The sequence below is a fragment of the Amycolatopsis roodepoortensis genome, assembly GCF_014873915.1.
Lineage (GTDB): Bacteria > Actinomycetota > Actinomycetes > Mycobacteriales > Pseudonocardiaceae > Amycolatopsis > Amycolatopsis roodepoortensis.
Map to the genome: position 1 here is coordinate 45,622 of NZ_JADBEJ010000005.1, position 19,427 is coordinate 65,048.

The window sequence follows — 19,427 nt, forward strand, 5'->3', positions numbered from 1 at the left end:
AATGGCACGGAAGACCCGATATCTCGCGCTGATGGCGACGACGGCGAGCACGCTCGCGCTCGCCGCCTGCGGGACCGAACAGCCGGCGGCGGAGCCCGCGAAGGACGCGGCTCCGGCATCGGTCGTCGCCGATCCGCTGGCCGTCACCTACGACGGCGGGATCGTCCTGCTCGACGGGAAGACCTTGAAGGTGGCGAAGAACCTCCCGCTGGAGGGCTTCAACCGCCTCAACCCCGCCGGGAACGACCGGCACCTCCTGGTCTCGACCTCCACCGGATTCCGGGTCCTCGACGCCGTCGGCGCCGTGCTCACGGACAACGAGGTGAAGGCGGCCAAGCCGGGGCACGTCGTCCGGCACGCCGGAAAGACGGTGCTGTTCGCCGACGGAACCGGTGAAGTGACCGTCTTCGACCCGAAGACGATCGGCACCGCGGCGCTCCCCGCGCCGAAGTACAAGACGCCCGAAGCACATCACGGCGTGGCCGTCGAACTCGCGAACGGCGAACTGCTCACCACCGTCGGCGACAAGGACAAGCGGTCCGGGATCGTGGTGCTGGACAAGGACAAGAAGGAGATCGCGCGTAACGAGCAGTGCCCCGGCGTGCACGGCGAAGCCGCCGCGCGCGGTGAAGCGGTCGTGGTCGGATGCCAGACCGGTGCGCTGATCTACCGCAACGGCGTCATCACCAAGGTGACCAGCCCGGATCCGTATGGTCGCATCGGCAACCAGGCGGGCTCGGACGTCTCGCCGATCACCTTGGGCGACTACAAGGTCGACGAAGCGGCCGAGCTCGAACGCCCGAGCCGGATCTCGCTGATCGACACCGAGAAGGCCACGCTCAAACACGTCGACATCGGGACCAGCTACACCTTCCGGTCGCTGGCCCGCGGGCCTCAGGGGGAGGCCCTGGTGCTGGGCACCGACGGCCAGATCCACGTGATCGACCCGGTGAGCGGTGCGGTGCAGCGGAAGATCGCCGTCATCGGCACCTGGCAGGAGCCGATCGAGTGGCAGCAGCCGCGCCCGGCGATCTTCGTCCGGGGCGGAACCGCCTACGTCACCGATCCCGGAAAGAAGGAGATCCACTCGGTGGACCTCGCGTCCGGGACCAAGACCGCGACCGGGACGATTCCGGGAGCGCCGAACGAGGTCAGCGGAGTCCTCGGCCACTGAGCTTTTGGCCGGGCTGACTCCGCCTCCCAGTACGTGAAGGACCCCTTCCTTGCGCCTGGCGCAAGGAAGGGGTCCTTCATGTACTTCGGGAAGGTGTGAAGGTCGAGTTTCCTCGGCTGAGCCGAGGGAAGGGGGCCTTCACGCGCAGCCGCTGTGACTGCTCACGGACAGCCGGTCAGCCCTGCCGGTCAGCGCCGGATCAGCCCGAGGTCCGTCGCGGTGGCGACGGCGGCGGTGCGCGAATCGACGCCGAGTTTGGTGTAGCTGCGGGCCAGATGGGATTTCACCGTGCCCTCGGTCAGGTGCAGCCGGTCCGCGATGGCCCGGTTGGACAGGCCGTCCGCGACCAGGACCAGGACTTCGATCTCGCGCAGCGTCAGTGCGGTGGCGGGCATCCTCATCCGGTTCATGAGCCGGTCGGCGACGGTCGGGGCGAGCGTGGTGCGCCCGGCGGCGGCGGTCCGCACGGCGGCGGCCAGATCCTCGGGAGGTGCGTCCTTGAGGAGATAGCCGGTGGCGCCCGCTTCGATGGCGGGCAACGTGTCCGCGTCGGTGTCGTAGGTGGTGACGATGAGGACGCGGGGAGCGTCCGGCCGCGCGGTGATCGCCGCGGTGGCCTCGGCGCCGGTCATTCCGGAGCCGAAACGCAGATCCATCAGCACGACGTCGATATCGCCTTCGGCGGCCCGGGCCACCGCTTCCTCGGCGGTCGCGGCTTCGGCCGAGACCACGAGACCTGGTTCGGTTTCCAGTACGGCACGCAGACCGGCCCGGACGATGGGGTGGTCGTCGGCAAGCAGGAGCCGGATCGGGGGTTCGGTCACGGGCTTTCCTTGGGCAGTCGCGCGGACACGGTGGTGCCGTGGCCGGGGGAGGACTCGACGGTGAGGATTCCGTTCAGCGCTTCGATCCGGGTGCGCATCGCGGTGAGCCCGAAGCCGCTGTGTTCCGGATCGAAGCCGACACCGTCGTCGACCACGGCGAGGGTGACGTGCTCGCCGCCGTAGCTCAAGGTGACTTCGGCGGTGGACGCGTCGGCGTGCCGGACGGTGTTCGCCAGGGCCGCCTGGCCGATGCGCAGCAGCGCGACCTCGTGCGCGGTCGGCAGGGGAACGACGTCGCCGTCGACATGGAAGCGTGCGGTGATCCGGTGCCGGGCGCTGGTGGTGGCGCACAGTCGATCCAGCGCGTCGGCCAGCGTGGTGTCGTCGAGCGCGGGAGGGGACAGGGCGACGACGAACCGGCGGGCTTCGGCGAGGTTGTCGGCGGCGGCCTGACGAGCCTGTTCGACGTAGCGGGCGGCGTTCCCCGCGGTATCGGGCAGCGTCCTTTCCGCTGCACGCAACAGAAGTTGGATGCTCGACAGTCCCTGAGCGAGGGTGTCGTGGATTTCGTGGGCCAGCCGCTCCCGCTCGGCGAGCACTCCCGCCTCGTGCTGGGCTTCGGCCAGGTCGGCGCGGGTGGCGGTGAGCTCCTCGATCAGGTCCCGGCGTCGTTCGCTTTCGCGGTACAGCGCCTGATAACCCCAGACGACGGCGACCGCGACGGCGGCGCCGAGTGCCGGGCCGATCGCCGCCGCCGGAACGAAGGCACCCTGGTGGGCGGTGAACGCGGTGATCGCCGCGAGCGCGGTCACGAACACCGCGACCAGCCCCTGACGGCGCGGCAGCAGATGCAACTGCAGGAAGTACAGCGGGAAGGCGACCCAGACACCGTCGGCGGTCAGCACCAACAGCACCAGCCACACGACCCCCACCGCGACCAGCCACCACAGGGCGGCCCGCCGGGACGTCCGGACGCGAGGCAGAAGCGGGCCAGCCGCGTACACCACGGCGCACGTCACCGCCGCCGCGACGATCGCTCCCGCTCCGGCTGAGCCGTCCGCCACCGCCCGCACGGCGGCCAGAGCGAGCAGGGCGACGAGCAGCAGATGCAGACACCAGGTCAGCACCCGGCTGGTCGGGGTCAAAGCGGGCGCGGCGGTCACAGTGCGTCCAGATTACGGAGCGGGATCGGCGCGCGCCTCTATCCAAAGGTAGAGGCGGCGTGCCGTCTTCCGGCGGGCGAAGTGCCATCTCCGGCCGGATGCCGGCGCGGTCACCGGCGGCGATGGTGGAGAGGTAGCCAGCCCACCGCCCCGAGAGGACAGACCCGAGCCGTGTTCGTCGCCTGGAGAGATCTGAGATTCGCCAAAGGACGGTTCGCCCTGATGGGTGCCGTCGTCGTGCTGATCACCCTGCTGGTCGGCCTGTTGTCCGGGCTCACCGCGGGGCTGGGCGAGCAGAACATCTCCGCGATCACCGGCCTGCCCGCGGACAAGATCGTCTTCGCGGCCCCCGGTGCCGGGCAGAGCCTCTCCTACGCCAATTCCGCTGTCACCGAAACACAACGACGGCAGTGGGCCGAGACGCCGGGCGTCACCGCGGCCGAGCCGCTGGGCATAGCCACCACCAAGGCCACCGCGGGCGGCCGAAGCGCCGGGATCTCCGTTTTCGGGGTCCGGCCCGGTTCGGTGCTCGCCCCGGAGAGCGCGAAGATCACCGGCGACTCGGTGGTGCTGTCAACGTCCGCTGCCGACGATTTGAACGTCCGGAGCGGGGACACCATCACCGTGACTGGGAACCCGCTGACGGTCGCGGCCGTGGCGGGAGACGCCTGGTTCAGCCACACGCCGGTGATCTGGGCAAACCTCGACGTCTGGGCGAAGACGGCGCCACCCACCGGCGGCGAGCCGAGCGCGACGGTGCTCGCGCTGACCACCACGGCCGACGCCGATCTCGCCGCCACCGACCTCGCCGCCGGCACGACGACGGTCTCCAAGAGCGACTCGCTGTCCGCGATCGGTTCGTACACGTCCGAAAACGGTTCGCTGCAACTGATGCGTGGCTTCCTGTTCGCCATCTCCGCCCTCGTGATCGGCGCCTTCTTCACCGTGTGGACCATCCAGCGCAGCGGTGACATCGCCGTCCTCAAGGCGTTGGGGGCTAGTACCGCCTTCCTGTTGAAGGACGCGCTCGGCCAGGCCATCGTCCTTCTCGTCGGCGGCACCGCCATCGGAACCGGCTTGGCCGTCGGGCTCGGCACGGCGGTCGCCGGCTCCGCCGTGCCCTTCCTGCTGACTCCGGCCACCGTGCTCGTGCCGTCCGCCGTGATGATCCTGCTCGGCGCGCTGGGCGCGGCGCTTTCCGTCCGTCGCATCACTTCCGTCGACCCGCTGAACGCACTGGGGAGTGCCCGATGAGCCTGAACCTGACCGGCGTCACCCTCACCTATCCCGACGGCGACACCCGCCTCACCGCACTCGACGACGTCACGCTTGACGTCCCGCCCGGCACGATCACCGCCGTCGCGGGGCCCTCCGGCTCCGGGAAGTCCAGCCTGCTCGCCGTCGCGGCGACCCTCATCACCCCGGACCGGGGGACCGTCACCGTCGACGGCACCACGACCACCGGCCTGACCCGCGGCGAACTCGCCGAACTCCGCCGCCGCAAGATCGGGATCGTCTTCCAGCAGCCGAATCTGCTGCCCGCCCTCACAGCCGCCGAACAGCTTCAGGTCATGGCCCGGATCGACGGCCGCTCCGCGGGCGGGGCACGCGGTGTGGCCATGGACCTGCTGGACGCCGTCGGGCTCGCGGCGCAGGCGGGACGCCGCCCACACCAGCTTTCCGGTGGTCAACGACAGCGGGTGAACATCGCGCGCGCGTTGATGAACGAACCGATCGTGCTGCTGATCGACGAACCGACGAGCGCCCTCGACCACGACCGCGGCGCCGCGGTCATCGAGCTGATCGCCGGCCTCACGCGTGAGCGGTCGACCGCCACCGTCCTGGTCACGCACGATCGGTTGCATCTCGCCGCGGTGGACCGGATCGTCGAAGTGCACGACGGACGGCTGGGCAGCCCTTCTCCGGTCGGCTGATGGGAGTCAGTTGGTATTATTATACCGCCACCTGCTAGGGTTCCGGTATAATAATACCAACCCTGGGACGCGAGGATCCGATGATCGAACTGAAGACGCCCGCCGAGATCGAGCGGATGCACGTGACCGGGCGTTTCGTCGCCGAAGTGCTCACCGAGGTCGGCGACCTCGCGGACGTGGGCGTCAACCTGATGGACCTGGAACACCACGTACGCGGCATGATCCAGCGACGCGGCGCGGAGTCCTGCTACTGGGACTACGCGCCGTCCTTCGGCAAAGGCCCGTTCCGCAACGTCATCTGCCTGGCGGTCAACGACGCCGTCCTGCACGGCCTGCCCCACGACTACACGCTGCGCGACGGTGACGTGCTCACCGCGGACCTCGCCGTGAAGATCGACGGCTGGGCGGCCGACTCGGCGCGCACGGTCATCGTCGGGACGCCCGCGGAGGAGGACCTGCGGATCGTCCGTGCCACCGAGGAAGCGCTGGAGGCGGCGATCGAGGCCGCGCGTCCCGGCAACCGTCTCGGCGACATCTCCGCGGCCATCTGGGCGGTCGCCCGCTCCTACGGCTACCCGGTGAACACCGAGTTCGGCGGCCACGGCATCGGCCGCACCATGCACGAGGAGCTCCACATTCCCAACAAAGGCAAGGCCGGTCGTGGCCTGAAGCTCCAGCCGGGGCTCACCGTCGCGCTCGAACCCTGGTTCGCCCGCACGACCGACCGGATCGTCTTCGACGACGACGGCTGGACCATCCGCTCGGCCGACGGTTCACGCACGGCCCATTCCGAGCACACGGTTGCCATCACCGATGGCGCTCCACTGGTGCTCACCAGGCGTGAGCACGAGATCTCCGGCGCTCGTGTGTCTGCGAAGGACTCCTGAGTCCGTCCGGCACCGCGACGTCCGCGTCCGGTGACTTCAGTGACGTTCGACCGAAAACTCCGAATACGGCCCGTCATCACGGCACGGCCGTTAGTGTGAACGGTCGCTGTAGTCATCACCCTTGAGGAGTAGCGGTTCATGATCGCCGAGAGCGCGAACCAGCAGAGCGTGACCTTCCCGCAGGAAGCCACGCCGATCTTCGACCTGGTCGCGAAGATGGTGGCGCGGACGCAGACCGAGGACGAGCACGACTTCGACCGCGAAGCCGGTCTCGCGACCTCGGTGTAGCTTCCCGCCGAGGGTCATTCAGGCGGCGCGCCCGTGTGAGCACGGAGTTCCGCGGCCGTGCGGCGGGCGTGGGCCAGTCCGTCGAGGATCCATTGCGGTGGCTGCCGGTCGTTGGTCGCGATCCGCTCGTAGGCGGCGACCAGCCTTTCCGCGATCTTCAGCCGGGCGTCCGCGGCCGTCGGCTCCCGCGCGGCTTCGTCGTCGCCCTGGTCGGCCGGGATCGCGACCAGGGCGAGGTGCCCGGCCGGCGAACGGGCCGGTTCCGGCGCGGACTCGCCGGCGTCTGGTCGCTGTTCCGGAGTCGGCAGTCTGCGCAGGCGGAAGGCCGTCCGCTCGGTGTGCTCGGGCACGCCGTCACGGCGCGAGTCCTGTGACGGAAAGGGATCCGCGCGGAATCGTGCGACCGAAGGCCAGTATCGGGTCCGCACGGACCTCGGTGTCGCTCCATCGAGCCGGTACGCGATCTCCTGCCAGGTCTTCCCGTCGAGCCGTGCGGCGACCACCGCCGCTTCGAGGATCTGCTGTGCCATCCCGATCAGACCGGAATGATCCCGCGTCGAGCACGCGTCCTGCTCCGCGTCGGCGTCGACCCGGGCGGCGTTCGCGGCGAGATCGGCCAGTTCCGCCGCGTGGGCGGCGAGAGCGAGGTGAGCCCGGGTGGCGGCGGTGGGGATGGAGTGGCGGGTGGTCACCGTCCGCACCTCGTGGCGGGCCGGGGGATCGACAGGAGGCTCGCGGAATCCCGCATGCCGTGACTCACAGGTGTTCTCACCTTCTCTGATATGCAGACTTGCATAAATATGCAATTTATGGACGCTTTTATGCCCTGATCGGGTGCGGTCCTGCCCGAACGGTGCGGGCCGAGGTTCGGCGACTCCGGAAATCGGGCACGATCAGGTTGCGCGGACGGCGGGACCCGCGGGGAAGGGATGCCGATGAACAGTCCCCTGTATCAGGCGACGGCGGAGCTCTTCAAGACATTGGGGCACCCCGTCCGGATCCGCGTGCTCGAACTTCTCAGCGAGCGGGAGCACCACGTCTCGGAGCTGCTCGCCGACCTCGGTATCGAGCCCGCCAACCTGTCTCAGCAGCTCGCCGTCCTGCGGCGCGCGAACCTGGTGGTGCCGCGCAAGGAAGGTACGACCGTCTCCTACTCCCTGACCAGTCCGTCGGTCGCCGAACTGCTCGCCGTCGCTCGCGGGATCCTCACCGGGGTCATCACCGGCCAGCTGGGATTGCTCGACGATCTGCAGAATTCCGCCGGTGTTCCCGGTGACGCGCATTCATCTGAAACAGGCTGAGAATCGGCGGCGAGCTATTCAGAACGTTCACAGTGTCGGATGATCGTCATTTGTTTTCCTCGCCGGCATCCACGCGCGGCTCGCTCGATTCGGAATTGTCCTCGCGGGGGAGCGTGCCATTTCCGGCGGCTGCCCTTCTCGTCTCTTCGACCAGAGAGTCGAAGATGGGGGTTCCGCACAGCTCCACATGGTCCTCCGTCGTCCCGGTCTTCGTGCCCGGTCATCTTGCCCCGGAACGGCTTCTTCGATCCAGTTCCGCCGGACAATGCACTCGATTGAGCTCACCCTCGGGGGTGAGCTATTCACCGACGCGAAATGGCGAGTGCGGGATACGGCTCTTTCCGGGCGCGCACGCAGTCCCGCCGGTTCGCGGAAATGATTATTCCACTTTCCCGTGCGCGGCGGGAAAAGGATTTCTCCCGGCTACCGCGGTCCGCGTGCCGGACCCGTGGCGGAGAACTCGACCCGGTAGCGCGTCGGTGTCGTGCCCAGCGCGGTGGCGAAGTGCTCGCGAAGACGGGCAGGCGTGCCGAACCCGGACTGCGCGGCGACCGCGTCGATGCCGAGCCCGGTCGTCTCGAGAAGTTGGCGTGCCCGCGCGAGGCGTTGTGCGACAAGCCAGCTGTGGACCGTGGTCCCCGTGCGGGCGCGGAACGAGCGGGTGAAGGTGCTGCGGCTCATATGCGCCCTTGTGGCGAGGTCGTCGATGCTGTGCCGCGCGTCCAGGCGGGACTGTACCCAGTTCATCACGGTGGTGAGCGGATCCTCGTCCGCGGCGGGTACGGGAAGTTCGATGAACTGGGCCTGGCCGCCGGGACGATGCGGCGCGGCGACGATCCGGCGGGCGACGCCGTTGGCGACGACCTGCCCGGCCGTGCGGGCGAGGAGGTGAAGGCAGGTGTCGATCCCGGCGGTCGCGCCCGCGCCGGTCACGATGTCGCCTTCGTCGACGTACAGCTCTTCGGGGCGCAGCTCCACCGAAGGAAAGCGCCTCCGGAAGGTTTCGACCCATTTCCAGTGGGTCGTCGCGGCGCGCCCGTCGAGGATGCCGGCGTCCGCGAGGGCGAAGGCTCCCAGGCAGAGCCCGACGACGATGGCTCCGCGTTCGTGCGCGGCTCGCAGCGCGGCGGCCACGGGTGCAGGCGTCGAGGTTTCCGGGTCGGACCACCACGGCACGACGACGATGTCGGCCTCCGCGAGCGCGCCGAGGCCGGCGGGCACGTCGATCGAATAACCGGCGCTCGTGGCGAGCCTGCCCGCTTCGACGGCGGCGACCGTGATCGGCCACGGTTCCATGTCGGCCGCCGGGGATTCGGGTCCCCACACCAGGGACGGCACGGCGAGATGGAACGGGCTGATCCCTGGGAACGCCAGGACGGCCACACTCGGAGCGCTCATCGATCCCTCCCGCGAATATCGGCCGATCCCGGCCACAGCTGACCCGAATCCGTATCTCACCATCGAATCGGGTCAGCGATCATGGTAACCATACCGACCGGATAGCGAAGGAACACACGATGACCAGCACCACGCTCCGCGAAATCAGCACCTTGCCGACGACCCCCGCGACGCTCTCGGACGCGACCGTGATCCTCGTCGACTACCAGAACACCTACACCCGCGGCGTGATGGAACTCGACGGCTGGGAGGCGGCGCTCGACGAAGCGGCCACCTTGCTGGCGCGCGCTCGCGCCGAGGGCGCGACGGTCATCCACGTCATGCACGACGGCGGCGAGGGCAGCCCGTACGACCTCCGGCAGGACCTCGGCCGGATCCACGAGCGTGTCGCCCCCGGCCCGGGTGAGGAGGTCGTGGTGAAGACCGCGCCGAACTCCTTCGTCGGGACCCGCCTGGGGGAACTGGTGGATGCCGCCGGGCACAAAGACGTCGTGGTGGCCGGGTTCATGACCCATATGTGCGTCACGTTCACCGCGGAAGGCGTGTTCCTGCGCGGGAACAACCCGACCGTGGTGGCCGCGGCCTGCGCCACGCGCCCGCTTCCGTCCGTCGCCGGTCCGGTGACCGCCGTGGACCAGCACCGCGCGGCGCTCGCCACGATCGGTGATCTCTACGCGGTCGTCGTCGGTTCCTCGGCAGAGCTCGGCTAGAACGGGCGGTCCTTGATCGCCCCGCAGCCCGAATCCACGTAGATACCTAAGCCGCCCTTGGTTGCTCGAGGGGTAGGGCAAAGGTGGCGTGGGTCGGCACCAGTGCCTTCACCTCGCCGGCGCCTCGCCCACGAGCACGACACGTTTGACTTACCTCAATAGAACCTGCGGGGTTGGGCTCGCACGTGGATCATGAGGGTGGTCCGCCGCCGAAGCATCGAAGGGGTCCCGATGGCCAAGCCCAACGTCGCCGAGCAGTTCGTCCAGGTCCTGGTGCAGGCCGGGGTGGAACGGATCTACGGCGTGGTCGGGGACAGCCTCAACCCCGTCGTCGACGCCATCCGCCGCACCCCGGGCATCGAGTGGGTCCATGTCCGCAACGAGGAGGCCGGTGCCTTCGCCGCGGCCGCCGAGGCCCAGCTGACCGGACGGCTCGCGGTGTGCGCGGGTAGCTGCGGACCCGGCAACACCCATCTGGTGCAAGGGCTTTACGACGCGCACCGCACCGGTGCGCCGGTGCTCGCGCTCGCCTCGCACATCCCGTCCGGCCAGATCGGGACCGGGTTCTTCCAGGAGACCCATCCCGAGCGGCTGTTCGTCGACTGCAGCGGCTATTGCGAACAGATCAGCAGGCCCGCTCAGATGCCCAGGGTGCTGCGGATCGCCATGCAGCATGCGTTGTCCCGCGGCGAGGTTTCGGTACTGGTGTTGCCGGGCGACGTCGCGCACCTCGACGCCGTCGCGCCCACCGGCACCGGTACGCCGGTCACCGAGCACGGGACGGTCATGCCGCCGGAACCCCAGGTGGCCCGGCTCGCCGAGCTGATCAACGACGCCGAGACCGTCACCTTGTTCGCCGGCGCCGGGGTGCGCGGCGCGCACGCGGAGGTGATGGAGCTGGCCGGGACCGTGCAGGCACCGGTCGGGCACAGCCTGCGTGGCAAGGAATGGATCCAGTACGACAATCCCTACGACGTCGGGATGAGCGGGCTGCTCGGCTACGGCGCCTGTTACCGTGCCATGCACGATGCGGATCTGCTGGTCCTGCTGGGCACCGATTTCCCTTACGACTCCTTCCTTCCTCAGGCAAGGACCGTGCAGATCGACCACGACGCGACCCGCCTCGGCAGGCGCACCCCACTGGAACTGGCGGTGCACGGCGACATGCGGGAGACCCTCCGGGCCGTGCAGCCGCTCCTGCGGCGCAAGACCGACCGGACGTTCCTGGACCGCATGCTGCGTGATCACTGCAAAACACTGGAGCAGGTCGTCGACGCCTATACGCGCAATGTCGAACGGCACGTGCCCATCCATCCGGAGTTCGCCGCGGATCTTCTCGACGAACTCGCCGCGGACGACGCGATCTTCACCGTGGACACCGGCATGTGCAATGTCTGGGCGGCCAGGTACCTCACTCCCAACGGCCGCCGCCGGGTCATCGGGTCGTTCCTGCACGGCACGATGGCCAACGCGCTGCCGCACGCCATCGGCGCGCAGTTCGCCTATCCGGGTCGTCAGGTCGTGTCGATGTCCGGTGACGGAGGGCTGGGCATGCTGCTCGGCGAACTGCTCACCGTGGCCTTGCACGACCTGCCGGTCAAGATCGTGACGTTCAACAACTCCTCGCTGGGCATGGTGAAGCTGGAGATGCTGGTGGACGGCCTGCCCGACTACCAGACCGACCACCGTCCGGTCGACTTCGCCGCCATCGCCAGTGGCGCGGGCCTGCGCGCGGAGCGGGTCACCGACCCGACCCGGCTACGCGCGGCCCTCAAGGAAGCGCTGAGCCATGACGGGCCCGCGTTGGTGGATGTCGTGACGGACCCGAACGCGCTGTCGGTCCCGCCGCATATCACCGCCGGTCAGCTCGGCGGGTTCGCCTTGGCCGCGAGCAAGGTCGTCCTCGAGGGCGGGGTCGGCCGGATGATCGACCTGGCCCGGGCCAACCTCCGGAACATTCCCCGGCCGTGAGACCGCCCACTCAGCGCAGCGGGCGGAAGGTGGCGCGCAGGTCTTCGATCCAGGCTTCCGGGTTTTCCCACGGCCCGAAGTGGCCACCTTTCTCGTGGACGTTCACCTGCCGCACGTCCGCGTAGACGGGACCGGCCGCTTCCTTGAACGCGGCGACGCGGCGTTCGCGGTCGTGGGCTCCCGGCGGCGCGGCGTCGCCGAGGTGGAAGGTGAACCCGGCAGGCGCCTCGACCGCCGGCGTCCGGTCGTGCGAGGGCCGCCACGGATGCCGGTTGACGTTCTTGTAGGCGCGGATCGACGAGCCGATGGCCTGGTTGACCCAGTAGATCGTCGCGTTGGTGAGGATGTGGTCGACCGGATAGGAGTCCTCGAAGACCCCGTTCTGGTCGCTCCACTTCTTCCACCGCTTGAGGATCCACGCGAGCATCCCGATCGGGGAGTCGTTCAGGCCGTGCGTGATCGTCTGCGCGTCGAGCATATGCGTCGCGACATGGGAAACGTACGTGTCGACGAAGTTGACCATGTCGGGCAGGCCGTCGATCGGCGCACCGCCGGTGAGATCCCAGTGGCGCTCGCCCTGGAAGATCGTCAGCGGCATCTCGTTGCCGAGGTGAATGCCGTGGAGCGAGCCGGCGTATTTGTGGCCGAGCTGAGCTCCGACCAGCGCGCCGTAATCGGCCGCGCCGACCCCGAATCGCCGGTGGCCGAGCACATCGGTCATCAGCGTGTGGAACCGGTCGGCCATGCTGACGAAGTTCTCCTTGCCGTTCGTCAGCGGAGTGGAGAACGCGAAGCCGGGCAACGAAGGGACGATGACGTCGAAGGCGTCCGCGGGGTCGCCGCCGTGCGAGGCCGGGTCGGCGAGCGGGCGGATGACCTTGCTCCAGTCCCAGAAGGTCCATGGCCAGCCGTGCATGAGCAGCAGCGGGATCGGAGCGGGGCTCTTCCCCGGCTCGCGGATGAAGTGCACCGGAGTGCCGTCGACGTCGACGCGATGGTGCGAGTATTCGTTCAAGCGGGCTTCGACGCCCCGCCAATCGAAACCGTCGGCCCAGTACTCCACGATCGGTTTGAGATAAGCGGTACTCAGCCCGAAGGCCTCGTCTTCGTTGTCCAGGTCGGGCGCGAACCTGGTCGCTTTCAGCCGCCTCCGGAGGTCGTCGAGGACGTCCTGCTCGACATCGATGACGAAGGGTTCGAGGGTCATGATCGGTTCTCCTTGTGCGGGTCGGTCCAATCCAGGCGGAGCCTGGTGATGCGGAGTTCGGTGATGAGCCAGCGGCCGTCCGACCGGGTGAAGCGCACCCGGTAGTGGCCGTAGCCGTGCATTTCGCCGTCGTGTGGCGTGGTGACGATGTCCTCCATGGCCCAGACACCGGCCGCCGAATCCGGCGACTCGATGTCGATCTCGCTGGAGAACAGGTGGTGAATCAGCACGGAATCGGCGTGGTTGCGGGACTTGAGCCGGTCGGCGATCTCGGCGCGGCCGGTCATCCGCGCCTGGATCGATCCGTCCACTGTGGAGGCGACGAACGGCGCGTCGGGCGTGAACAGGGCCGCGAGGTCGTCCCATCGATGGTGGTCGGCGCGGTAGACGTAGCGAGCCATCACGCGTCGCACGTCCTCCACCGCCACCAGCCGGGCGAGGTCGTCCATCGGCTTTCCTTCGTTCGGGGAAGTTGACCCGGCCGAGGATGCCGACGAAAAAATGTACCGGCAAGTACAGTCTTCGGGCATGGCTTCTGTACTTGCCGGTACATTTTTTCGGACCTACGTTGCCCTCATGCACGCGATCCACATCAGCGAATACGGCGGCCCGGAAGTCATGACCTGGACGGAGTTCCCGGACCCGGTGCCGAACGACGGCGAGGTCGCCGTACGACTGGGGGTGGCCGGGGTGAACTTCATGGACACCGGCGCCCGCAAGATGCCGCTGCCCACTTGGTCGGTCCCGACCGTGCTGGGTGTCGAAGGTATGGGCATCGTCACGGCGCTGGGGCCGGGCGTCGACGACTTCGCCGTCGGCGACCGCGTCGCGTGGCGCTACCACAAGGGCACCTACGCCGAGCGGCTCGCCATCCCGGCGCGGTCGCTGGTGCGGGTGCCCGACGACATCGACGACGAAACCGCGGCCGCCATCCTGATGCAAGGCTTGACCGCGAACCATTTCACGACGGAGACGTACGCGATCCAGCCGGGCGACACGGCCGTCGTGCACTCGGCCGCGGGCGGGGTCGGGGTCATCCTGACCCAGCTGATCAAGACTCGCGGCGGCACCGTGATCGGGCTGGTGTCACGCGAGGAGAAGATCCCGGTGGCGAAGAAGGCCGGCGCGGACCATGTGCTGGTGTCCGCCGAGAGTGGCTTCGAGCGACAGGTTCGAGAGCTGACCGGCGGCGAAGGCGCGCAGGTCGTGTACGACGGAGGCGGATCGGCGACGTTCCATTCGTCCCAGCTGGCGCTGCGCCGCCACGGCGTGCACGCCTACTACGGGGTGGTGAACGGCAATCCCACGTTCCACCCGGCGGATCTGCCGAACAGCATCCTGTTGTCCTATCCGTCCGTCGTCGACCACGTGCCCACTCGCGAGGCGCTGGTGCGGCGGGCGAACGAGCTGTTCGAGTTCATCAGGAAGGGCCAGGTGACGCCGTACATCGGCGGTCGCTACGCCCTCGCCGACGCGGCGCAGGCGCACCGGGATATCGAGTCCCGTCGCACTTCGGGAAAGCTGCTGCTGATGCCGTGATGCCAACAAGGGACAATGGACCGCCGAGTACATTCCGGGAGGCTTTCGTGCTCACGAAGAAGGGCGCCGCGACGCGGCAGCGGATCATCGAAGCCGCGGCGGACGAGATCCGTGAGCACGGCGTCGCCGCGGCGACCCTCGACGATATCTGCCGCCGTAGCGGAACCGGCAAGAGTCAGTTGTTCCACTACTTCCCGGAGGGCAAGGAACAACTGCTCCTCGCCGTGGCCGAATGGGAAGCCGGGCAGGTGATCGAGGATCAGCAGCCCTATCTCGGGCGGTTGACCTCGTGGGAGGCGTGGGGGAAATGGCGTGACGTGGTGGTCCGGCGCTACCGGCGGCAGGGGGTGCACTGCCCGCTCGGTGTGCTGATCACCGAGATCGGCAGGCACACTCCCGCCGCGCAGGCGGTCACGAAGCAACTGCTGGAGCAATGGCAACGTCAAATCCAGGCCGGCATCGAGGAAATGCGGGACAGCGGGGACATCCGCCATGACGTCGACCCGGTCCGCGCCGCGGCCGCGTTGATCACCGCGATCCAGGGCGGGGTGACGATCCTGATGTCCACCGGCTCCGCGGATCATCTCGAGGCGGCGCTCGACCTGTACCTGGACTACTTGCGCGGTTGACGCCGTCCACTGTGGATGGTCAGGCTCGGCCGGTGCCCATCCCGCGCCAGAGCAGGTCGAGAAGGCTCGCGACGTCACGCCGCCATTCGCTTTTCGGGTCGAGGTAGAGCAGACCGCCGAGGCCGCGCAAGATGGTCTCGGGTGCCAGATCCGCGCGGACGGTGCCCGCGTCCACGTTGGCCTGCAGCAAGGTGGAGACAGCTCGGACCATGTCCTGATAGGCCCCCGCCGGCAGCTCTCCGCGTGAGGCGCCCGCAGCGCGCAAGGCGTCGGCCAGGCCGCGTTTGGTCATCATGTAGTGCGCCAGGTGGTCGGTCGTCCAGACCCGGAACGCCTGCTCCGGTGGGTACTTCTCGAGCAGGCTCGGCACGATCTCGACGAGCTGGCGCACCTCGCGCCGGTACACCGCCAGGATGAGGGCCTCCGGCGTGGGGAAGTGTCGGTACACCGTGCCGACGCCGACCTCGGCCTGTTTCGCGATGGCGTTGAACGAGACTTCACCGGAGCACGCCAGCGACTTCGCGGCGGTGGCGAGGATGCGCTCGTGGTTGCGCCGGGTGTCCGCACGCCGGGGATTGACCGAACCCGTCGTCATCTACCCCTCCTGTCCGCCGCTCCGGTTCTCCGCTGAATGTAGCCGAGAGGATCGGGAAACCTGGAGCGACTCCGGGAGCGGGCACGACCTTGCCGGGCGGATCGTGATCCGCTAACTTGAAATTCGAAGCGGATGAATATCCGCTTCAGCTATCGCGAACGGACTCCCACCCCCTCAACCTACGCGTCCGGGCCCGGCCCGGGCGATCTGCGGAAAGAGATCCAGTGGACATCTCACTCGAAGTCAACGGCAGGACGGAACATCTCGGTGTCGATCCCGGGGTGACCCTGCTGGACGCTCTGCGGGAGCGGCTCGCCGTCACGGGCCCGAAGAAGGGGTGCGACAGAGGGCAGTGCGGCGCCTGCACGGTGCACGTCGGCGGACGGCCGGTGCTGTCCTGCCTGACCTTGGCCGCCACCGTGAAGCAGCCGGTGACCACGGTCGAAGCACTGTCCACAGAGGACGGATTGCATCCGGTTCAGCAGGCGTTCGTCGATCAGGATGCCCTGCAGTGCGGATTCTGCACGTCCGGGCAGATCATGTCGGCCGTCGCCGCCGTCGAGCAAGGCGTCGAGGACGTCCGGGAGTTCATGTCCGGCAACCTCTGCCGCTGCGCGGCGTACCCGAACATCGTGGCCGCGGTCGAGCAGGCGAGGAGGGCCGATGCGTCCCTTTGAGCTGCTCGCCCCCGAGACCGTCGAAGGCGCGGTCGGCTCGCCGGGCACGTTCCTGGCAGGCGGGACCACCCTCGTCGACCTGATGAAACTCGAAGTCCTGACACCGCGGCAGGTGCTGGACATCAACGCGGTACCGCTGCGCGGCATCGACACCACCGACGGGCTCCGCTTCGGCGCGCTGGAGCGGATGGCCGACATCGCCGGACATCCCGGGGTGTACCCGGCGATCTCCCGTGCGCTGCTGCTCAGCGCCTCCCAGCAGATCCGGAACATGGCCAGCATCGGCGGAAACCTCATGCAGCGCACGCGCTGCTCGTACTTCCGCGACGTCGCCACGCCGTGCAACCGGCGAGTACCCGGCAGCGGCTGCCCGGCGATCTCCGGCGCCAACCGGATGCACGCCGTGCTGGGCACGAGTGATTCGTGCGTGGCGACCCACGCCAGCGACGTCGCCGTCGCACTGGTCGCCCTCGACGCGCGGCTCCACCTGGTCAGCGAGACCGGGAGCCGCACCGTCGAGCTGGGCTCCTTCTACCGCACGCCCGGCGACACCCCCGAGGTCGAGAACGACCTGCGGCCCGGCGAACTGATCGCCGAGGTCGAGGTACCGCGGCTGGACTGGGCGTCGAACTCCACCTACGTCAAGGTGCGGGACAGGCAGTCCTACGAGTTCGCGCTGTGCTCCGCGGCGGTCGCGCTGCGGGTGGAGGACTCCCGCGTCGTCGACGCCCGGGTCGCGGCCGGTGGAGTGGCCACCGTGCCGTGGCGGCTGCCCGCGGTCGAGGAGGCCTTGCGGGGTGCGCCCGCGACGGTCGCCGCCTTCGAAGAAGCCGCGGCACTCGCCGCCGAGGGCGCGCGTCCGCTGTCCGGGAACGGCTTCAAGCCTTCGTTGCTGCGGCGGACCATCGTCCGCGCGCTGCTCGAACTGAGCGAGGGGAGCCGCTCATGACCAGCCGGGTGGACGGGCCGCTGAAGGTCACCGGCCGGGCCGAGTACGGGGCGGACCACACCTTCCCCGGACTGGTCCACGGCTATGTCGTGCTCAGCACGATCGCCCATGGCGAGATCGACACGATGGACGTCACGGCGGCGAAGGGCGCACCCGGCGTGCTCGGCGTGTACACGCCCTTCGATCCGCTGGAGCTGCGCACGCCGGCCACGCCGTTCCTGGGTGAGACCTGGGTTCCCTTGCAGGACAAGGAAATCACCTACTACGGGCAGCCGATCGGCTTCGTGGTCGCCGAGACCTACGAGCAGGCGCGCGACGCGGCGATGCTGGTCGAGGTCTCCTACCTGACCCGGCCCGCGCTGACTTCGTTCGAGGAGGGCCTCGCGTCGGCCGAGGACGCACCGGAATCGCGAGGCGTGCCGTCGACCCTGGCCGTCCTCGCCGAAGGTGTCGAGTCCATCGAGGACGCGCTCGCCGAGAGCCCGGTGGTCGTCGAAGCCACGTACACCACCGCGCCTCAGCACCACGCCGCGATGGAACCGCATTCCGCGGTCGCGGTGTGGGGGCCCGACGGCCTGACCGTCTACAGCGGCAACCAGGGTTCCGACATCCAGGCGGCGGAACTCGCGATGGCGCTGGACATGGAGCCGTCCCAGGTGCACGCGGTGAATCCCTTCGTCGGCGGTGCGTTCGGGGGCAAAGGCCGGACCGCCACCCCGGCGTTCCTCGCCGCGGCGGCCGCCAAGGTGCTGGGCAAGCCGGTGAAGGCCGTGCTCAGCCGGGAGCAGGTCTTCACCGCGACCGCCGGCCGCGCCGCGACGGTGCAGAAGATCGCCCTCGGCGCGGAGCACGACGGCACGCTGAACGCGCTGCGGCACGACTCGTGGTGCAGCACGCCCATGGACCGGTCGTTCGTCGAGCCGACGTCACACGGCACGTCGCGCGAGTGGTACGCCACCCGGAACCTGGCCATCAGCCAGAAGATCGTGCCGCTCAACCTCCCGCCGACCACCTTCATGCGGGCGCCCGGCGAAGCACCGGGGTCCTTCGCGCTGGAGAGCGCGATCGACGAACTGGCGGTCGCGCTGGGCATGGACCCGATCGAGCTGCGGCAGCGGAACAATTCGACCGCTCCGCCCGGCAAGGATCTGCAGTGGTCGAGCAAGCACCTCGACGAGTGCTTCCGCGTCGGCGCGGCCAGGTTCGGCTGGGCGGATCGCGCACCCCAGGGGCGCACGGACGGCGACTGGCTCGTCGGCATGGGCACGGCCACCGCCATGTTCCCCGCCCTGCGGCTCCCGGCCACGGTCGGGATCACCCTGATGCCCGACGACACGGCCGTCGTCGCGACCAGCGGGGCGGACCCCGGGACGGGCCTGCTGACCGTGCTTTCCTTGGTGGGCGGGGAGTCTCTGGACATCCCGCCGGATCGGGTGGTGCCGCGGCTGGGCGACTCCAGCCTCCCGCCCGGAGGCATGTCCGGCGGTTCCACGGCGACCGCGAGCGCGGGCACGGCCATCATGATCGCCGCGGTCAAGGCGATCGACGAGCTGCTCGCACTGGCGTCCGCTCCCGGCGCGCCGTTCGAAGGCATGGAGGTCGCCTACGCGGACGGTCGCGTGCAGGCCGGGGAGCGGACGATGACCTTCGGCGAGCTGTTGCGGACACTCGACCGCCCGTCGTTGTCCGTGACCGGTTCTTCGGCGCCCGGCGAGGAGTTGACGAAACATTCGTTCAGCTCGTTCGGTGCGCAGTTCTGCGAAGTCCGCGTGCACAAGTGGACGCGTGAGATCCGGGTGTCCCGCATGCTCGGGGTGTTCGACGCCGGCCGGATCATCAACCCGGTGGCGGCTCGGAGCCAGATCCTCGGCGGCATGATCTGGGGTGTTTCGGCCGCGCTGCACGAGGGGCTGGAGGTCGAGGAGAACGGGCGGTACGCCAACGGTGATCTCGCGAGCTACCTGATCCCGGTGAACGCGGACATCCCCGAGGTCGACGTCCACTTCGTCGAGTACCCGGACACGCTGCACAACTCGGTCGGCGCGAAGGGGCTGGGCGAGATCGGCATCGTCGGGATGGCGGCGGCGGTCGCGAACGCCGTCCACAACGCCACCGGCATCCGGGTCCGGCACATTCCCATCCTGATCGAGGATCTTCTCAACGAGGCCTAGGAGATCGTGG

At 68.9% G+C, this 19,427-nt stretch carries 20 protein-coding genes; 13 read left to right on the forward strand and 7 right to left on the reverse strand.

Annotation, left to right across the window (positions count from 1 at the left end):
• Position 1 precedes the first annotated feature (1 nt).
• Complete coding sequence (aztD, locus tag H4W30_RS19635; RefSeq protein ID WP_192744202.1) at positions 2-1,174, forward strand: zinc metallochaperone AztD; 1,173 nt, start codon at positions 2-4, stop codon at positions 1,172-1,174.
• Between the two features lie 188 nt (positions 1,175-1,362).
• Here aztD and H4W30_RS19640 read toward each other — a convergent pair whose 3' ends face one another.
• Both H4W30_RS19640 and H4W30_RS19645 read right to left on the reverse strand, forming a co-directional pair.
• A complete protein-coding gene (locus H4W30_RS19640; protein ID WP_192744203.1) occupies positions 1,363-1,998 on the reverse strand; it encodes a response regulator in 636 nt (211 codons plus the stop codon).
• Positions 1,995-3,161 (reverse strand): sensor histidine kinase, encoded by a 1,167-nt coding sequence (locus H4W30_RS19645; protein WP_192744204.1) that lies wholly within the window; start codon positions 3,159-3,161, stop codon positions 1,995-1,997. Before H4W30_RS19645 ends, H4W30_RS19640 begins: the two co-directional genes overlap by 4 nt.
• Before the next feature lie 171 nt (positions 3,162-3,332).
• Between H4W30_RS19645 and H4W30_RS19650 the strand changes: the two genes are divergently transcribed.
• The 4 genes from H4W30_RS19650 (at position 3,333) to H4W30_RS19665 (ending at position 6,270) form a co-directional block, all read left to right on the forward strand.
• A complete protein-coding gene (locus H4W30_RS19650) occupies positions 3,333-4,415 on the forward strand; it encodes an ABC transporter permease (RefSeq protein WP_192744205.1) in 1,083 nt (360 codons plus the stop codon).
• Complete coding sequence (locus tag H4W30_RS19655; RefSeq protein WP_192744206.1) at positions 4,412-5,095, forward strand: ABC transporter ATP-binding protein; 684 nt, start codon at positions 4,412-4,414, stop codon at positions 5,093-5,095. The genes H4W30_RS19650 and H4W30_RS19655 overlap by 4 nt, the downstream gene beginning before the upstream one ends.
• A gap of 80 nt (positions 5,096-5,175) precedes the next feature.
• Positions 5,176-5,982, forward strand: a complete 807-nt coding sequence (gene map, locus H4W30_RS19660) for a type I methionyl aminopeptidase (protein WP_192744207.1) — start codon at positions 5,176-5,178, stop codon at positions 5,980-5,982.
• A 138-nt stretch (positions 5,983-6,120) separates the two neighbouring features.
• Positions 6,121-6,270, forward strand: coding sequence for a hypothetical protein (locus tag H4W30_RS19665; RefSeq protein ID WP_185927105.1), 150 nt, complete (start codon positions 6,121-6,123; stop codon positions 6,268-6,270).
• A gap of 14 nt (positions 6,271-6,284) precedes the next feature.
• On the opposite strand, the gene H4W30_RS19670 is transcribed toward H4W30_RS19665, so the two are convergent.
• Positions 6,285-6,962, reverse strand: a complete 678-nt coding sequence (locus tag H4W30_RS19670) for a hypothetical protein (RefSeq protein ID WP_192744208.1) — start codon at positions 6,960-6,962, stop codon at positions 6,285-6,287.
• Positions 6,963-7,205: 243 nt separating this feature from the next.
• Between H4W30_RS19670 and H4W30_RS19675 the strand changes: the two genes are divergently transcribed.
• The gene (locus H4W30_RS19675) at positions 7,206-7,571 is read left to right on the forward strand and encodes an ArsR/SmtB family transcription factor (RefSeq protein ID WP_192744209.1); all 366 of its coding nucleotides are present in this window, start codon (positions 7,206-7,208) and stop codon (positions 7,569-7,571) included.
• A gap of 423 nt (positions 7,572-7,994) precedes the next feature.
• Here the strand turns inward: H4W30_RS19675 and H4W30_RS19680 are convergent, their stop codons facing one another.
• Positions 7,995-8,969 carry a GlxA family transcriptional regulator gene (locus H4W30_RS19680; protein WP_192744210.1) on the reverse strand — a complete coding sequence of 325 codons (975 nt, stop codon included), beginning with the start codon at positions 8,967-8,969 and terminating at the stop codon, positions 7,995-7,997.
• Positions 8,970-9,088: 119 nt separating this feature from the next.
• Between H4W30_RS19680 and H4W30_RS19685 the strand changes: the two genes are divergently transcribed.
• Positions 9,089-9,679 (forward strand): isochorismatase family protein, encoded by a 591-nt coding sequence (locus H4W30_RS19685; RefSeq protein ID WP_192744211.1) that lies wholly within the window; start codon positions 9,089-9,091, stop codon positions 9,677-9,679.
• Positions 9,680-9,910: 231 nt separating this feature from the next.
• On the forward strand, positions 9,911-11,650 hold the full coding sequence (locus H4W30_RS19690; RefSeq protein ID WP_192744212.1) for a pyruvate dehydrogenase: 1,740 nt from the start codon (positions 9,911-9,913) through the stop codon (positions 11,648-11,650).
• 10 nt (positions 11,651-11,660) lie between these two features.
• Here the strand turns inward: H4W30_RS19690 and H4W30_RS19695 are convergent, their stop codons facing one another.
• Both H4W30_RS19695 and H4W30_RS19700 read right to left on the reverse strand, forming a co-directional pair.
• A complete protein-coding gene (locus H4W30_RS19695) occupies positions 11,661-12,857 on the reverse strand; it encodes an epoxide hydrolase family protein (RefSeq protein WP_192744213.1) in 1,197 nt (398 codons plus the stop codon).
• Positions 12,854-13,306: a nuclear transport factor 2 family protein gene (locus H4W30_RS19700; RefSeq protein ID WP_192744214.1), complete on the reverse strand. Its 453-nt coding sequence runs from the start codon at positions 13,304-13,306 to the stop codon at positions 12,854-12,856. The genes H4W30_RS19695 and H4W30_RS19700 overlap by 4 nt, the downstream gene beginning before the upstream one ends.
• A 127-nt stretch (positions 13,307-13,433) precedes the next feature.
• Here H4W30_RS19700 and H4W30_RS19705 point away from each other — a divergent pair, with 127 nt between their 5' ends.
• Positions 13,434-14,396, forward strand: coding sequence for a quinone oxidoreductase family protein (locus H4W30_RS19705; protein WP_192744215.1), 963 nt, complete (start codon positions 13,434-13,436; stop codon positions 14,394-14,396).
• A 47-nt stretch (positions 14,397-14,443) separates the two neighbouring features.
• Positions 14,444-15,025 (forward strand): TetR/AcrR family transcriptional regulator, encoded by a 582-nt coding sequence (locus tag H4W30_RS19710; RefSeq protein WP_192744216.1) that lies wholly within the window; start codon positions 14,444-14,446, stop codon positions 15,023-15,025.
• Positions 15,026-15,044: 19 nt separating this feature from the next.
• Here the strand turns inward: H4W30_RS19710 and H4W30_RS19715 are convergent, their stop codons facing one another.
• The gene (locus tag H4W30_RS19715) at positions 15,045-15,620 is read right to left on the reverse strand and encodes a TetR/AcrR family transcriptional regulator (protein ID WP_192744217.1); all 576 of its coding nucleotides are present in this window, start codon (positions 15,618-15,620) and stop codon (positions 15,045-15,047) included.
• Between the two features lie 224 nt (positions 15,621-15,844).
• On the opposite strand from H4W30_RS19715, the gene H4W30_RS19720 reads away from it, so the two are divergent.
• Genes H4W30_RS19720 through H4W30_RS19730 form a run of 3 tightly spaced genes read left to right on the forward strand, consistent with a single transcriptional unit; the run spans position 15,845 to position 19,417 of the window.
• Positions 15,845-16,297, forward strand: a complete 453-nt coding sequence (locus tag H4W30_RS19720) for a (2Fe-2S)-binding protein (protein WP_192744218.1) — start codon at positions 15,845-15,847, stop codon at positions 16,295-16,297.
• Positions 16,284-17,246 carry an FAD binding domain-containing protein gene (locus H4W30_RS19725; protein WP_192744219.1) on the forward strand — a complete coding sequence of 321 codons (963 nt, stop codon included), beginning with the start codon at positions 16,284-16,286 and terminating at the stop codon, positions 17,244-17,246. The genes H4W30_RS19720 and H4W30_RS19725 overlap by 14 nt, the downstream gene beginning before the upstream one ends.
• Positions 17,243-19,417, forward strand: coding sequence for a xanthine dehydrogenase family protein molybdopterin-binding subunit (locus H4W30_RS19730; protein ID WP_192744220.1), 2,175 nt, complete (start codon positions 17,243-17,245; stop codon positions 19,415-19,417). The genes H4W30_RS19725 and H4W30_RS19730 overlap by 4 nt, the downstream gene beginning before the upstream one ends.
• Positions 19,418-19,427 lie beyond the last annotated feature (10 nt).

What these genes read in the sequence shown, in the direction of transcription:
- H4W30_RS19730 (WP_192744220.1), top strand. Translation starts at nt 17,243, where the DNA reads ATGACCAGCCGGGTGGACGGGCCGCTGAAGGTCACCGGCCGGGCCGAG.
- H4W30_RS19700 (WP_192744214.1), bottom strand. Translation starts at nt 13,306, where the DNA reads ATGGACGACCTCGCCCGGCTGGTGGCGGTGGAGGACGTGCGACGCGTG.
- H4W30_RS19675 (WP_192744209.1), top strand. Translation starts at nt 7,206, where the DNA reads ATGAACAGTCCCCTGTATCAGGCGACGGCGGAGCTCTTCAAGACATTG.
- map (WP_192744207.1), top strand. Translation starts at nt 5,176, where the DNA reads ATGATCGAACTGAAGACGCCCGCCGAGATCGAGCGGATGCACGTGACC.
- H4W30_RS19665 (WP_185927105.1), top strand. Translation starts at nt 6,121, where the DNA reads ATGATCGCCGAGAGCGCGAACCAGCAGAGCGTGACCTTCCCGCAGGAA.
- aztD (WP_192744202.1), top strand. Translation starts at nt 2, where the DNA reads ATGGCACGGAAGACCCGATATCTCGCGCTGATGGCGACGACGGCGAGC.
- H4W30_RS19690 (WP_192744212.1), top strand. Translation starts at nt 9,911, where the DNA reads ATGGCCAAGCCCAACGTCGCCGAGCAGTTCGTCCAGGTCCTGGTGCAG.
- H4W30_RS19695 (WP_192744213.1), bottom strand. Translation starts at nt 12,857, where the DNA reads ATGACCCTCGAACCCTTCGTCATCGATGTCGAGCAGGACGTCCTCGAC.
- H4W30_RS19655 (WP_192744206.1), top strand. Translation starts at nt 4,412, where the DNA reads ATGAGCCTGAACCTGACCGGCGTCACCCTCACCTATCCCGACGGCGAC.
- H4W30_RS19685 (WP_192744211.1), top strand. Translation starts at nt 9,089, where the DNA reads ATGACCAGCACCACGCTCCGCGAAATCAGCACCTTGCCGACGACCCCC.
- H4W30_RS19680 (WP_192744210.1), bottom strand. Translation starts at nt 8,969, where the DNA reads ATGAGCGCTCCGAGTGTGGCCGTCCTGGCGTTCCCAGGGATCAGCCCG.
- H4W30_RS19715 (WP_192744217.1), bottom strand. Translation starts at nt 15,620, where the DNA reads ATGACGACGGGTTCGGTCAATCCCCGGCGTGCGGACACCCGGCGCAAC.
- H4W30_RS19725 (WP_192744219.1), top strand. Translation starts at nt 16,284, where the DNA reads ATGCGTCCCTTTGAGCTGCTCGCCCCCGAGACCGTCGAAGGCGCGGTC.
- H4W30_RS19705 (WP_192744215.1), top strand. Translation starts at nt 13,434, where the DNA reads ATGCACGCGATCCACATCAGCGAATACGGCGGCCCGGAAGTCATGACC.